General features: G+C 54.4%; 11 protein-coding genes. 6 read left to right on the forward strand and 5 right to left on the reverse strand.

Going from position 1 to position 15,229, the window contains the following annotated elements; genetic code table 11:
• Positions 1-77: 77 nt before the first annotated feature.
• Positions 78-1,775, forward strand: coding sequence for a DUF6020 family protein (locus tag OZX71_RS01090; protein ID WP_277145786.1), 1,698 nt, complete (start codon positions 78-80; stop codon positions 1,773-1,775).
• Here OZX71_RS01090 and OZX71_RS01095 read toward each other — a convergent pair.
• From OZX71_RS01095 to OZX71_RS01110, 4 genes are all read right to left on the reverse strand, one after another.
• Positions 1,747-3,633 carry a DUF4422 domain-containing protein gene (locus OZX71_RS01095; protein ID WP_277160176.1) on the reverse strand — a complete coding sequence of 629 codons (1,887 nt, stop codon included), beginning with the start codon at positions 3,631-3,633 and terminating at the stop codon, positions 1,747-1,749. The genes OZX71_RS01090 and OZX71_RS01095 overlap by 29 nt on opposite strands.
• Positions 3,634-3,724: 91 nt before the next feature.
• A complete protein-coding gene (locus OZX71_RS01100; protein ID WP_277160177.1) occupies positions 3,725-5,878 on the reverse strand; it encodes an LTA synthase family protein in 2,154 nt (717 codons plus the stop codon).
• Positions 5,879-5,987: 109 nt separating this feature from the next.
• The gene (locus OZX71_RS01105) at positions 5,988-7,202 is read right to left on the reverse strand and encodes an acyltransferase (protein ID WP_277160178.1); all 1,215 of its coding nucleotides are present in this window, start codon (positions 7,200-7,202) and stop codon (positions 5,988-5,990) included.
• 159 nt (positions 7,203-7,361) lie between these two features.
• Positions 7,362-7,643 carry a hypothetical protein gene (locus tag OZX71_RS01110; RefSeq protein ID WP_277160179.1) on the reverse strand — a complete coding sequence of 94 codons (282 nt, stop codon included), beginning with the start codon at positions 7,641-7,643 and terminating at the stop codon, positions 7,362-7,364.
• On the opposite strand from OZX71_RS01110, the gene mvk reads away from it, so the two are divergent.
• The 3 genes from mvk (at position 7,633) to OZX71_RS01125 (ending at position 11,149) form a co-directional block, all read left to right on the forward strand.
• The gene (gene mvk / locus OZX71_RS01115) at positions 7,633-8,853 is read left to right on the forward strand and encodes a mevalonate kinase (protein WP_277160180.1); all 1,221 of its coding nucleotides are present in this window, start codon (positions 7,633-7,635) and stop codon (positions 8,851-8,853) included. The two genes, OZX71_RS01110 and mvk, sit on opposite strands and share 11 nt — an antisense overlap.
• Before the next feature lie 500 nt (positions 8,854-9,353).
• Positions 9,354-10,463: a diphosphomevalonate decarboxylase gene (mvaD, locus tag OZX71_RS01120; RefSeq protein ID WP_277160181.1), complete on the forward strand. Its 1,110-nt coding sequence runs from the start codon at positions 9,354-9,356 to the stop codon at positions 10,461-10,463.
• 62 nt (positions 10,464-10,525) lie between these two features.
• Positions 10,526-11,149, forward strand: a complete 624-nt coding sequence (locus OZX71_RS01125) for a GtrA family protein (RefSeq protein WP_277160182.1) — start codon at positions 10,526-10,528, stop codon at positions 11,147-11,149.
• A 244-nt stretch (positions 11,150-11,393) separates the two neighbouring features.
• On the opposite strand, the gene OZX71_RS01130 is transcribed toward OZX71_RS01125, so the two are convergent.
• Positions 11,394-12,752, reverse strand: a complete 1,359-nt coding sequence (locus OZX71_RS01130; RefSeq protein ID WP_277160183.1) for an MFS transporter — start codon at positions 12,750-12,752, stop codon at positions 11,394-11,396.
• A gap of 617 nt (positions 12,753-13,369) precedes the next feature.
• Between OZX71_RS01130 and OZX71_RS01135 the strand changes: the two genes are divergently transcribed.
• Positions 13,370-14,053 (forward strand): histidine phosphatase family protein, encoded by a 684-nt coding sequence (locus OZX71_RS01135; RefSeq protein WP_277145777.1) that lies wholly within the window; start codon positions 13,370-13,372, stop codon positions 14,051-14,053.
• Between the two features lie 88 nt (positions 14,054-14,141).
• Entirely contained in the window at positions 14,142-15,116 is a 975-nt protein-coding gene (locus OZX71_RS01140; RefSeq protein WP_277160184.1) for a hypothetical protein, read from the forward strand.
• Positions 15,117-15,229: the final 113 nt, after the last annotated feature.

A 15,229-nucleotide genomic window follows, 5' to 3' on the forward strand; every position in this document is an offset into this window, starting at 1 on the left:
TGTTGGCTTGAGTTCTGCGGAATACAAAAGCGGATATATTTGGATTATTGTTTTGTCGGTTTATAGAAAGTCGGAAAATGGATATCGTAAAACGACTTGTGCACCGTTGGCCGTTGATGCTGATTGCGCTTGTCTGCGGTGTGCTGGCTGCGATGGTGGATGCGCTCAAAGACGAGGACAAGCTCGTTTTTTCCTTGATTTACCTCTTTCACGCGTTGATCTATACCTTGGCGTTCTGTGTGCTGGCGAAAATCGGGGAGAGCGTCCTTGCCTGGCTTGGCAGGGACCGTGAAATCAGTGCTTCAAGTGTGGGTTCGAAAGGAAAGCGTTGGTTCACCTATGAATCGACGGCAACGCAGCTGTGCCTCGTAGCCGCGGTGATGTTCTTGTGCTGGGTGCCGTATCTGGTGATCACCTATCCCGGAGTGCTTTGGTATGATACGCAGCAGCAGTTGCTGCAGTGGTTCAAGCTGCCGAACCTGTTTAACGACGGTTCTCATCTTTCGGACCATCATCCGGTGTTGGATACCGCGATTTACGGGTTGTTCGTCGATCTCGGCAATCTGCTGGGCAGCGGAGATTTCGGGCTGTTTCTGTTGTCCCTTCTTCAAGCCCTGGTCATGGCATTCTCTCTTTCCGCAGTTGTGCTCTATTGTCGTCATATCGGCCTGACCCGCCGTTTCTGCGTCGCCATCCTGGCGTTCTTTGCGTTGTTCCCCATTGTTCCGGTCTACACAATCACTCTTGCCAAAGATTCGCTGTTTCTTCCGTTCTGCATATGGTTCTCGCTGGTGTTCATTGAAACTGCGCGCAGCAAAGGTCAAGTGCTGAAACGTCCATTGATACTGGCGATTTTTATCGCAAGCGCACTGTTGATGGCTTTCACGAAGAAGACCGGTGTCTATATCGTTCTGCTTTCCTGCGTTCTGCTGCTGTTCTTCTTGCCCCGCAAAGGGCGGATGCGTACCGGTTGCGTGGCGTTGGTGACCTTGCTGGTCATGGCGTTGTTCAATGGCGTTGTGCTTCCCGCGGCTCATATCGCTCCGAGCGGTAAGCAGGAGATGTTGGCCAATGCATTTCAGCAATCGGCGCTGGTCATGAAACGGAGGGGCAACGAAATACCTAAAGATGATCGAAAAGTATTGGATGCCATGCTCGGTCACAACGCAGGGGATCGGTATGCTTGGGGCACTGTGGATCCCGTAAAGGGTTTTTCATGGAGTGCTAGACAGAACGATGATTTGTCTGCCTATCTCAAAGTCTGGGCCAAGGAAGCATTCCAGTTCCCGGGAACCTACCTCGAGGCGTATCTGTCTCTGCAACGAGGATGGATCGGTGTGCCTGATGCCCGAGACGGGAATAATACCGGCGATTTGCTGATGACGGTTCAGGCTCAGGATGTCGGTCATGTTTTCAAAGGCTCTGAAAAATTCGGATTGAGCGCTCTGGGGCATGGAGGTCTGAGAGTAAAGCTGGAAAATGCCGTCAGATGGTTCGCCGGTTCGCCTTTCGGCATGCTGATATTCGCAAGGGCGTTCTGGGCATTATGGCTTGTCGTTTTTGTGCTCTATGAATGTTTGAGAAGGGAAAACGGCCATGTCGCCTGGCTTTTGGTTTATCTGGTGACGTTCCTGACGTTGTGGATTTCACCGATTTCGGCCAATAACGAGGCTATGCGTTATTTGATTACCATGGTGTTCCTCGCTCCGTTGGCCTTGGCTGCGACAATCGCTCCGAATTCGTCGGCTACTCGCGATGCCGAAGCTTGCGCGTAGTGACCTTGAGTACCTCACGGCGCTTGGAACCGATGGGAGCCAGGGCGTCGGCGTATTTGCGCAGGGGGCTGTCTTCAGCGATGGCACGCTCGTGATGTTCCAACGGTTTCGGCGGTTTCAGCCCGCTTAACATGGCCACCATCTGAATCTCAAACGGTGTCTGTGCGGCGTATTGCCAATAAAGCGGGCCAAAATCGCACCATGGGTTCTTCCAGGGCTTGTCGAAACCGGCGTAATGGACGATTTTTGGGTCGCGCCGCGAACGCAGGTAGTCTTGATATGCCTGAGCCGGAGCGAATGCGAAGACGCCGTTGACGCGATCTGCGCAGTTATGCATTACGTTCCATGAGTAGTCAAGATACTTGACCTGACGTTCGCAAGCGACGTTGAGAATATCCTGATCGTTATAGATAAAGTCCGGGTCGGAGGCGATTCCCAGCCATTCTTTGACCGTGTGAATTTCACGCATGCGTTCCAGGTTCATGACCAGTACGCCGGCTTGGAAATAACCGTACGGGTCGTGCATATGCAGCTTGCGTTGCACATATTGCGCTCGCTCCCCGTTCTTCATATTGAGATTGCCCAAAAAATCAAGGTCGTGGACCGCGCCTATCGCTGCGTCGCCGAGATCAGTGTCGTAGAGTTCGGTGATGTCGCCGTTGACCACCAGATCGCTGTCGAGATAGATGATTTTGGAATAGAACGGAAGGATCTGCTGGATGATAAAGCGATAGTAGGTCTCGATGCTGATGTGCTCGTTGTGGGTGGTCAGCTCGTAACCGGAAATGATTTGACTGACGTTAAAGAAGCGCAGGTGGGCATGGGGGAAGGCCCGGAAGAAATCGGCCATGCTTTGCCGGTTCTCTTTGCTGATATCCCTTTGAAGAACGATGATGTCGTAATAGCGTTCGGGGTCGGCGTTCTTGAGCATCGAATAGATGGTGGTGGTGAGCATCGGTACGTAGTTGTTGTCAGCGGCGAAGACGACAGGAACGGTGAGACGTGGGTTCCTGTCCAAAGGCTCAAGTTCCGTCTTATAGAGCTCTGGGTGGGTGAAATGCACGCATTGCAGGGTTTTGATTTTCCAATGCTTGCCGATACGCTGCTGATGCGCCAGAAATATGTTGAGCAGTCGCTCGGAAAGATGACCGACTGTTCTCAGCGTTTGGGTATCGGCACGGCTGAAGTCACTGGTGCTTGTGAATTCGTCGAGCAGCGGGAACAACCATTCGTTGTAGGCGAAGAAGATGTCTTTGCGCATGATGAACATGTTGCAGAATGCGGCTTTATGGCCGTTCAGGACGTGTGAGGCGTCCTGCCGGTAATCGGGGTGCCGGCGGCAGAGGATCTCCATCATATGCTCAAGGTCCTCGACGCGCAGGTGCTTGTCCGCGGCCCAATGCTCCTTGAGGTTCGAGAAGCCTCCGATGAGTCTCACGTCGTTGATCGGGGAGGTGATGACGTCCCAACCTTTGACGCTGGCGGCAATGGAGTCGTCATTCAATCCGTATTTTTCGATTGTGCGTTTATCGATGAAATCGTCGATAATCTCGCCATAGTCGTTCTGCTCGTGATGGATGCCCGAAAAATCGAAATAACGGCGATAGTGGCAGAATCCGTAGTAATCGGCCTTGGCGTTTTTCCAAGCCCAGTACTGCGCCGTAAGCTCGCAGTACATCGGGTTTTTGTCCGAGATGTTCTCACCCTCATTATCGTGCAAAGTATCAGGAAACAGATTTTCCGTATTGGCTGCACCGACCTGAATAGGGATGATACTAGCGCCGTCTGGGAAAACGGCCTGTTTGTGTGCCGACACGAAAAGCCGTATATGTTCATTGTTTTGCTCGGTGGAGTTCATGGTTTCATAGTCTAGCGCTGACCGTGGGTATGTTGAAACCGTTGGTATCGGCGACGGATTATGGCAGTGAGCTTGGCTTGTGCCGAACCGGTTACTTCAGAGGAACGTCCATGAAATTGGTGTCGCGCAGATAGTTCTTGCCGACACTGATGTCGTACTGGATGAATCGGTAGTCTTCGAGGAGCGTTCTGGTACTTTGCGGGAGCTTGTGGATGTCCATTTTCTTGCCATTGTCGTCCAGATAGACGTTGTCTTCATTGGCGTTTCCTGAAGCTGCTGGCACCGACATCGCAGGTACCGCAGCGTGCATGTCCGTCAGGAATGCGAGGTACGGGGATACTTTGGCGTTCATGTGTTCGCTTGCCTGCGCCATGAAATAATTCGATGAGGTGTAGTTGCTTTGAGAGGCTTTTTCGTGGCTCGAGGCACTGGCTGCGTTGGACCAGATGAAGTAGTCGGTCTCATGCAGGGCAAGGGCGTTGGAAGGATTTTTTTCCGCTGTTTCGTAAATACCTGGGAGATGGTCGCCGTAGAAGATCACGGTGATGGGTCTGTCCATCTGGTCGAGTTTGTTGAGGAAATCAGCTGTGGCACTATCGGTGTAGCTAACGCCTTTAGCGTAGGTTTCGATGTTTTTACGCTCGTCATCGGTGATGCCGGTAGAAGTATCTGCATCCTTGAACTCGTTGTCGTTGTACCAGTTGTCGTACGGTGAATGATTCTGCATGGTCGCCACTTGTACGAATTGCTTGGAATCGTCATGGTACTGACCGAGTTTATCCACAATGGCGTTGTAGGTGGAGGTGTCGGAGGCATACCAAGAGGAATCAATCGGGTTGATATCGGTAAGCTTGTATTTGCCGTCCATCGCCCAGAACTTGGAGAATTTGAATTTTCGGTAATCGTCGGCGCGCGAATACATGTTTCGGTAATAGGTATGCAGCGCGAAGGAGCCGTCTGCCGGCCGTTTCGCATTCCAAATCTGATTGAAAGAAGGCGCCCATTTCTGCTTGGGGACAAGCTGCTGATAGGGGACCGATAGCGAGGAATCGTAGTTCGCCAGGCTCAGGCCGGTAAGCGCCTGATATTCGATGTTTGCAGTGCCCCCGCCATAACCGGGAGAAAGCATAAGCCCTGAGGTCGTTTGGGATTTGATGTCGCGAATGTTCGGCATGGGGTCTTGATTGAACGAAATTCCGGGAACGCGTGTCGGATCGGAATAGGACTCCGAGAGAATCATGATGACGGTGTTATCGGTCAGATTCGTCGAACGCTGACGATTGATTCTGCTTGCCTCAGACTGATATTTTTCCGAAAGCGCAAGCATGGTCGTCTTGTTGTAACCATGTGGTTTGTCCATTGTATTGGTGTGCACAAGCCGAAGAAAAGCCATAGGGGCGCCGTTACTGCGTGCGTCACCTATACTGTTCCATATTTGCGGATCGTCGGCGATGCCATCGGCCAGCTGTTGGCCCCATGAGTTTTTGTTCCCCAGAGAATACACAAACGAGAACAAAAAGCCTGCGATAACGATTAGTGATATAAATCTTGTGACAATGCGCTTGAGATTGGATTTTGCCATAAGGGCCGGTTTCCTCCACGAGCACCGGATAAGTCCCTTGCGTCCATCCGTGCATTGGAGAAGTATACAAAACAGGATTATGGCAACGAGTCCGCAGACACCGCCGATGGCTATTGAAATGCCGTTGGGAGGAATGAAGGAGACGATTTGTTTTGTGTTGCCTCCTGAAATGAAGTTGAGGTCGGCCGGGATAATCGGTTCGTTGCGCAATTGGACTTTGAAATGGTTGGCTATGGCATAGACGATGATCACGCTACTGAAGATCGCCACACAAATCCAGAAACGGTTGATTATGAGCAGTAAGACGATGAAGATCAAGCTCAGTACCATAAAATTGAGCAGGAATTTGAAATCGTGATCGGTCCACATTTGGGTGACAAAATGAAGCAGTTGCCCGCGTAAACTGTCGTTGAACATGGTCTCGGGATCTATTTGCGCTCCTGTCGGATATTCAGGTTTGGCCAATACACCCCATTGTGCAAACAGGGTCGAGCAGAATATCAGCGAGATAGAGATGATGATATAAACAAACCAATTGAGCTGTGGCTTTTGGTATCGGTTAGAGCGAATACCATGGTGCGCTGGACCTGTGAAGACAGGTTTTTCCATCTCACGCATGGCCGAGTTCCTTCTGACCGTTTTTTTGTGATGCGCTTCGCTCATAAAAATTGGTAATCCTGCAATGTTCGATGGAAACTGCAAACGCGGCAGTTTAATTATGCTTTTCGTAATAAGATTATAATAAGGTACTTAACAAATATCTGAGTAGTGACTATTTCCGTCCTGCGTCCGATATGAATCCGCTTGGTTTTCGCTGACGGTCAGTTGGCTTGCTTATTCGCTGATTCTTTGTTTTTTGACGTTTTGAAGGCAGGCGACGGCCGAAAAGAATACCGATAATCGGAATTCTGCGTAGGGCATAGCCGGCGAGCGTTCCAATGGCGAATATCACGATGACGATCAGGAGATTGAGAATCATCGGCGTGGCGATGCCTGATTTCCTGATGATTTTGAGGATGATGAGAATCAGCATCATATGCAAGTAGTAAGTACTTAGCGTGTTCGCGCCGGCAATCGTGATGAGCTTCGTCAGCACTTTCGGCAAGGTTTTGATTTCCATCAGCAGAATGAAAAGGGAGACGGTCATGAACAGAGTCGAGAAGGTCATGTAGCCGTTGGTGAGACCGAAACCGAGCGAAATCTTGTTGGCGCGCTGGTAAAGCCATAAGCACAAGGCCATGAGCCAACCGAGTATGAAAACCACAACGAGCGCAAGATTTGCAAGCCAGTGTCGTTTACCGGTGATTTTGGTGAGGAAAGCCGAGATGTCTTCGACGAAGCCTCCGAGCAGGAAATAGATAAGCGCAAAGGAATATTTGCCGAAGATATTGAAGTCGACCAGATAGCCGAACGGTTCCGCAATTGTAGTGTGCGTGTAAAAGCCTATTGCATCGACGAGATTGTTTCCATCGTTGGCAACGAGTGTCAGAATGATGAGAATAACGGTGAGCCAGCCGAGATAATGGCGCCCTTTCTGACTATCGTATGCCTGCTTGAGCATGGGGAAGACCAAGTAGATGGCGATCAGTGCGTTCATGAACCAGAAGTAACCCAACGGTGAATCGGTCCAGGGCGTTCCCAACAGATAGCCGGGTACGTTCTTCCAACTGATGGGTGTGCGGTTGTTAAGCCAGGAGATAATGGGAAGGCTGACGATTTCCCAAACCAGGAGCACAACGAGTGTCTGTACGATACGGTGCTTGTGCTTGCCGAAATCGAAGCGTGCGTGCAGCAGCAGATAGCCGTTGACCATGAAGAAGAGCGGAACGCCGATGGCAGCGATTAGTATGCCGAATTCGTTGGCGGGGGTGAAGGCGATGAAATTGGTGTAATAGCAGTAGTGAATGAGGACGACAAGAAAAATCGCCAGTGATTTGATGATATCGAGACCGATGATGCGGGGTCGTTGGTGCTGTTTCGTCGTCATTATTTCCAATATAGCTGGCGTGTTTAACAATCCGTTATCCGATTATCACTGTTTGCTGAATCGTGTTCGTCTGTTTGCACTGTCTCATCGCAGATTCGGAGAATACGAAAGCGAGGGCTGGGAGACAGTGAAGAAAAAGTGAAAGAACAAAGCCTAAGTTCACACAAACCAATATCGCCTTCTCACTATCTTCACGTTCGTTTGCGCCCAGTTCACAAAATGATTTCTAGACTCAGGAACTGTTAGGCAATCAATGCCGATATCGGTGAGGGTAACGAGCGGTGATGTCTGGTTGATGCACATCAACAGGTCGCCGCGAAGGCTTGGCTTGTTGAATTCGCCGTGGGTTGGCGTGCGCATGGCCGCCAGCAGTTCTGTTGAGGCATTGATGGCCGTTTGGCTTGAAACGTAGGAAAGGTGATGAGTGCTGATGGTGCACATGGGGTATGGCGAGACCTGGGCGAAGGTCATTCTCATGGGTGAGCATTCCGTTGTCTACGGATATCCCGCAGTCGCCGCGCCTCTGCTTTCGTTGAAGATGCGCGCCTGGGTCACGCCGGTGGTATCGGCACAAAATAATGCTGAGACTTTTACTGCTGTTTCTGATCACGGTACGGCAAATCACGCTACGGCAGATTATGCTGCTTCGGATTACGGTACTTCAAAAACCTCGGATTCGTCTCTTGCAGGCGCACGATCTTCGCGCACAGCCATCAGTGATTTCCGCCATTCTATAGGTGCGGCTGACGTTGCGGCTGCGAATGCGTCTGTCGCTTCCGGTTCTCCGAATCCCCTTTGTGGCACTCTCAAAGCCTTGAACTACGAAGGCTCGCTTTCCGATGCAGGAAGCCGTTTCGGCGGCTTGGAACGTGCGGTGAAGGTCGCCACACAATTCGCCGGTTACCCTGGCCTCGCCTTCAACGTGGTCACGGACAGTTCGTTCCCCGCTGGGCGTGGCATGGGTTCGTCGGCCGCCAGCGCGGGCGCCGTGATTCGTGCGATCCTTGACGCCTGTGATGTCAAGACGAGCGAGCAGCAGATCTTGCGGCTGACCAATGAGGCTGAAATCATTACGCACGGCAATCCGTCCGGGCTCGACGCCGCGACGACGTGCTCTCGTGATCTGGTCGCGTTTGAATCCGGCGATATCGAGAAAATGCGTGTCGATATGCCGGCTTACCTGGTGATCGCGGATTCCGGTATCGCCGGGAGCACGCGCGAGGCCGTGGGCAACGTCCATCAAGAGGATGAGCGGGATCACGCACATGTCAAGTCCGTCATGGATGAGCTTGGCGAACTCGCACGTGCGAGCGAAACCGATCTCGAGCTGGGAACGGTGGCACTGTTGGGCGAGCGCATGAACCGTGCGCACGGATTGCTCAATGAGCTCAACGTCAGCCATCCCTTGGTCAATCATCTGGTCGATGCGGCTCGTGCGGCCGGGGCCAGCGGTGCGAAAATGACCGGTGGCGGCTTGGGCGGTTGCCTGATCGCTTTAGCCGCCGACGAGCAAACCGCCAACGCCGTCAAAGCGACATTGCTGCGCGAAGGCGCTCGCGAAGTCTGGATCCATTCGTTGTCGGAGGCGCAGGCAGATGATGGGGCAGATGCCGACTCAACTGCACGGCCCGCTGTCGTATCGCTTGCCTAGTTGCGGGTGGTGCAGAAGTTTCTGCCAAGAGGCGGACGACAACGATATTCCGATCTTGACTCGGTAAGCAAAGACATTGGTAATTACGCCGTAATTTCATCGATACAGAGAAAATCACACTTTGCGACGATTTTTCGTGATTATCGATGTACTTTTTGCCGTCATGCAGAGAAAATCACGTTTTGGGGCTGGTTTTTGTGATTTCTTCGATAGGCATGCAGACGAAATCACGTTTTTGGGTCGGTTTCTGTGATTTCCGTTGTATTTTCGGCGGACACGCAGAGAAAATCACGTTTCAGGAATGTGCAGGTGATGTTCTGATGGGCTTGGATTTCGTGCAACGCGCTTGCGGTGTTCGCGATGTGGCAGACGTATTAGGCAGGAGTAAGTGGAAGGCTCTGTGTCCCGTTCGTCGCATACGGACGCGAATTCTGCTGGTTTGGTAGATAGTCCCGCATTTGTATGCCTTGTTTGGCATCGACGGGATAGACTTTGAGATTGTGAAGATCGGTGTAACGGATATGGCGAAAACGCAGGAACTGCAGGAACAGGAGTCGGAGCGTTCCGTTTCGCATAGGCAACTGCCGGTGAGTCAAGCCGCGTCGAAAAAGGCCACTGCCGTCGCCAACGCCAATATCGCGCTGATCAAATATTGGGGTAAGGCCGACGAACGTCTGATTATTCCCCGTGCCTCAAGTCTTTCGCTGACCCTTGAGGGCCTGTCCACGTGGACCACGGTCGAATTTGGACGGCCAGGAACGCAACCCGATGATCAGCCGGGTGGCCAAACGATTACTGATTGCCTGACCATCGATGGCAAAGTACAGCTTGGCTCATCGCTGACCCGCGTTTCTAAATTCCTTGACATTGTGCGGCAGAAGGCCGGTATCGGCCTGCCTGCACGTGTGACTTCCGCCAACACCGTACCGTTCGGAGCCGGCCTGGCCAGCTCGGCGTCGGCGTTTGCGGCGCTCGCGGCAGCGGCTTCAAAGGCGGCCGGACTTGATCTGACGCCTCGTGAGCTTTCCCGTCTGGCCCGTCGCGGTTCGGGGTCGGCCTGTCGCTCGATTTTCGGTGGTCTGGTGAAATGGAATGCCGGGCATGACGACGAGAGTTCGTACTCCGAACCCGTTGATTCTGGCGATATGGACTTGGCTATTATCGTCGTGCTGATATCCAGCGCCAAGAAGCCGATTTCCAGCCGTGAGGCCATGCGACGCACCATCGCCACCTCGCCGCTCTATGACGCGTGGATCGATTCGTGCGGCAAGGATCTGGATGGAGCGTTGTCGGCGATCGCAAGCGGTGACGTGCAGCGCCTGGGCGAGATCACCGAGGCCAACGCGCTTGGTATGCACGCGGCGATGATGGCAAGCCGGCCCTCGGTTTTCTATTGGCTGCCGCAGACCGTGGCCGCGCTGAGTTCCGTAGCGGCGATTCGTCGCGATGCCGGCTTGGGCGTGTGGTCGACTATGGATGCCGGTCCGAACGTCAAGGTGCTCAGCGATGGCCGCGATGCCGAGCGCGTGGCCGACGAGCTGCTCAACCGCCTGCCCGGCTGCGAGATTGCGGTCCATCGGCCTGGTGCCGGCGTGCGGTTCATGCGATGAATCGGTGGTAATCGCGCCGTCTGCCGCTCGCTTGGCGGGCGCAGGTAGTTAAATGGTTGCTTGTGAAAAAGCTTATTGAACAACTGGTGAAATTCGGCCTGGTCGGCGTCATCGCCTTCGTGATCGACGAAGGCATCATGAACATCCTGATTGTCGTGCACGTCAACAATGTGGTGGCGAGCACCATTTCGTTCCTGATTTCGCTGGTCTTCAACTACTGGGCAAGCATGAAGTACGTCTTCAAGCACCGCGACGACATGGCGCGCTGGATGGAGGCGCTGATTTTCCTGGTCTCGTCCGTCATCGGCCTCGGCATCAATGAATGGATTATCTGGATGAGCACCTTGGGCATGGCCGCCAACGCCATCATGACCCAGCATGGCATGTATATCCTGCGTTCCAACATCGGCAAGATCGTCGCCACCGTGGTGGTCGCCATCTGGAACTTCATCATCCGCAAGTGGTTGCTCGACGACCGTTCCAGCCAGAATGGCAAGGTTACCAGTCAAGCCGAGTCCGGGAATTCGGAATCCGGTAATAGCAATGGCTCCGGCGCGTCCTCCACGGACAACGCCTCCGTAACGGTTTCTGCAGGTTCGGTCGCGGCTTGTGCTCCCAAACGCAAAACGTTCGCGCAAAAACTGGGCGAGTGGTCGATAGCCCACACTCCCAAGGGCTGGCAGTGAGGATTTGCTGTTGTGAGGTTCATACGATAGAAAATGCGTCTTTTCCAGCATTAACAAGGGTACAGGTGCTGGAAAAGACGCATTTAGCGTGTCTAATTAGGTCTTTTCCAGCATAAATGTGCGTGGAGTGCTGGAAAAGACGTGTTTAGTGACGTATCTAGCGGTGTAAGCACATGGCAGACATGCGGCTGTGGCTGCAAGGTGAGGCTGCGGTCGCGTGTGTGGTGTGTGGGCGGGTGAACCCTTATACCTCAACCTGCGTGAGCATCGGGGTTTCGGTGCTTTGCTTGATCTGCCTGAACCCGAGGAAGGAAAGCGCCAGCGAGGTCAGCGCGAGCGCGGTGACGACCAGGAAACCGCCGTGCGAACCCATCCGATCGATGAACACGCCGGCGATGGCCGAACCTGCGGATCCGCCGATGGAGTTCATGGCGCTGGTCCACGCCATACCTTCGGTGAAGCGGGTCGGCGGCACGAGGTGGAGCATCAGCTGGTTGCCGTTGATCCACGTCGGGGCCTGGCACACGCCGATGATCAGGTAGATGACCATGATGGTCCAGATATTGTGGGCGAACATGAACGAGGCGATGCCGAGGTTGACCACGATCAGGCAGAAGTAGAAACGCTTCCACAGCGGGATCGTCCAGTTCTTCGCGCCGTAGAAAATCGCGCCGATCATCGACGAGAACGAGAAGCAGGCGAAAATGAAGCCGGTGTATTGCTTCATGTTCTGTTCGGTGGCGAACGAGATGATCGAAATCGAGGCCGCGGACTGGAAGGCGCCGAGGCCGAACCAGGTGACGCACATCGCGATCAGGCCCGGTCCCCAGATGGACTGACCGGATTTCAGGATGCCGGCCTTCTCTTCCGCGGCTTCCTCGCGCCCGCGTATCTGTGCGGCCTTCAGCGCCTCACGCTGACGGTATTCCTTGCGCGAGATGCCGGCCTTGCGCGCCAAGACGGTCTGCGACGGCGGTTCGGTGGAAAGTTCGGTCAGGAACATCAGCGCGCCGACGATGACGCACATGCCGGTCACCGAAAACGCGAGCACGCCGGAAATCACGGCCAGGGTCGAGGCCAGGGGATTGCCGATGACCCACATCGCCTCGTCGAAGACGCCGGAAAGCGAGAGTGCCCGGTCGGTGCGCACGCGGTCGCCGCGCAGCAGATGCGTCCAGCGGCTGCGGGACATGGCGCCCCACGGCGGTATGGCCGACATAAAGGGTACAAGAACGAAGAGAATCCAGGAAGGCACACGTGCTGTAATACATGAAACCAGTGCCGTCGCCGCCACAACCCAGACGATGATGGTGGGAATCGAGACCTGCCGCTGGCCGAACTTGTCGACCAACTTGCCGAGCACCGGGCTCATGATCGCCAGCGCGATGGCCTGCACCGCGCTCAGCGCCCCGGCGAGCGTGTAGTTGCCGTAATAATGCTGCACGGAGATGGTGATGGTCATGCCGACCATCGGGAAGGGCATGCAAGCGATGACCGAGCCGATGGCGAAGCGCGCGGTGTGCGGCATACGCAGGAGTTCGGCATAGCCGCCGAACAGGCGGTGTGAGGCGTCTTTGAGACCGGAGACAGGTATAAAGCGCATGGCTTTAGGAATTCCTTTCAGGGTGTATAGGGAGTCTTGCGGTTGCTGGCAGCAGAGAACCCGATTGTGCCGCGAGTATTCCGTGTGTCTTGTTCGCGGGAGTCGGTTGGTGATTCAGGGCGATGAGAATAACCCTTTACTATGCTCTCAGCCTCGTTACTTTACCGGTCATACACCACGACACGCGGTGAATTGCGCGGTAGACGAAGAATAAAACGTAAATCTTTTGCGAACGTACGCAGAACGCGGTTTGGGTGTTCGAAACCAGACGCTGAGGGTGCCGTGAATTGTGAATATTGCCGATTTTCAGGTATCTTGGTGCACCAAGTTGCCCGATATCGGTCAATTGGGCCTCCATTCTTCATTATTGAGGTATCTTGGTGCACCAAGTACCTGGAAAATGGATGATTTCACTTGAATTCTTCAAATTTTGGTGGGCTTGGTGCCACCAAGACGGCGAAAAGATGCAGTATCGGCCTCGTTCTGATTCGGGGATGTGCCAGAAATGTGTTGGATGTGGTGGGAGGATGGGGCGGATTAACCTCGTTGCGCGATGCGTGCAGATACGCTGGTATTTTAAAAGTAAGCAAGTAACCGGAGCCAATGAAAGGCCATCTATGTCGTCATCATCGTCGTCAACCGAGAAGCAGACCACGTTGCATTTCGTCCGTCACGGCAAGGTCGAGAATCCCGGTCACCTGCTTTACGAACGTCTTCCCGGCTTCCACCTTTCGGGGCTGGGATTGCGTATGGCCCAGGCCAGCGGACGTTACATTGCGGCAAACGCGCAGATGAACCAGGCGGTGGCGCTCTATTCCTCGCCTCTGGATCGTACGCGCGAAACGGCGCAGGCGATTCTGGCCGAGCTCAATCCGGTACGGGTTTCGCGCGGGGAGGCGGAACTTGGTATCGAAACCGACCCGCGGCTCATCGAGGCTGGCAACGATTTCCGCGGCCTTCGTATCGGCTATGGCAAGGCCGCGCTGTGGCGGCCGCGAAGCCTGAAGCTGTTGCGTAACCTTTGGCGGCCGAGCTGGGGGGAGAGCTATCGGCACATCGCGGCGAGAGTCAGCGATTTTGCGCAGGAAGCGGTGCGGAACCACCCAGGGGAGCAGGTGATTATCGTCAGTCACGAATCGCCGATTTTCAGTTATCGACATATGCTGGAAACCGGTCATCCCGAACACAATATGTTGCTCCGTCACACCGCGCTCGCCTCGATTACCTCGATTACCTACGACAGCGCGACCGGCAAAATGCTTGACATCTCCTATGTTGACCCGGCGAAGGATGTGAAGTGAGGCGCGTCGGCGTTGTCATAGGCGCGGATGGATTACGATAGAGTGAGAACAAGAACCGGCAATTGGCAGTAGAGGCAAAGGAGCGAATATGGCGGTTGATATTGAGGGTGGCATCATCAAAGATGGCGAATTGGCTCGTTTGGCTTTGATGCCCGGTGTGCGGGATGCGGCGCAGGCTGGCGTCGATCTCATTGCGCTTTGGCCGCTGGACACGGCTCAGAAGCTCAGCAACGACGCGAAATATGCCGAGGATCTGCAGGTTCTGGTCTGCCGGGCCGTCGCCGAGGTCATTACCGGCGAGGAAATCCCCATGGCCGACGCCGAATTCGTCTATGAAGGCGCGGTCAGCATTCCCGGACGTCCGCAGTCGATGGTCGACGCGCTGATTGACGTCAACGACGCGTACGAGCAGATGGAGGACTATTCCCGCACTGGCGACACAACGCTCGTGATGGCCGGCGCTGGCGATCTCAATGTCGGTTGGGACGAAAAGACGGTGAAGGCCGTGGCCGCCGCGCTCGAAGAGATCGAGCAGGCCGCGGGTGCCAGTGCCGTGTCGGGCGAAGACGGGCAGGGCAGCGAGCAGGAAGACGATTCCACTCCGCACGGTCCCGACGTCGAGTCCGTCGCCCAGCGTCTTGCGGTGGTATTGGCTGCAATCAACGGGTTGTTCGGTCTGGTCGAAAGCGCTGATGATACTTCAGACGACGCGGATGCCGCCGCGTGCAATGCGACTCCGATCATGCTCTATATCAACGAATTGTGCGAGCGCATGTCGATTCCGCGCATGTACCTGACCAGCCAGCAGTTCAAGGATTTGGTGGCGAAATATCGTGCGGCGGCAGGTTCCGGAACGGACGATGGTTCACTCGACGCGGTGGCCGGGTTCGTCTCTCCGCTTGCGAAGGCCGAGTGGGAAAAGCACCACAATGACGTCATCTACGATCCGGTGGCCGTGGCGAAGGCCGAAAAGGAAAAGGAAGAGAAGATCAAGAAGGCCAAGCTGGCCGAGAAATTCAAGGATATTCCGGAGGACAAGAACAAGCCGCCGGTGGAGCTGTAGGCTTGGGCTTGACCGATAAACCAACCCGAAGGGGTTGCGGGCTCCGGTTGGCCCGGACGGTTGGATATATGAAACGTGCGTTATCGACAACATCGCGGTAACGCACGTTTCAT

The organism is Bifidobacterium sp. ESL0764, assembly GCF_029395515.1.
Classification (GTDB): Bacteria; Actinomycetota; Actinomycetes; order Actinomycetales; family Bifidobacteriaceae; genus Bifidobacterium.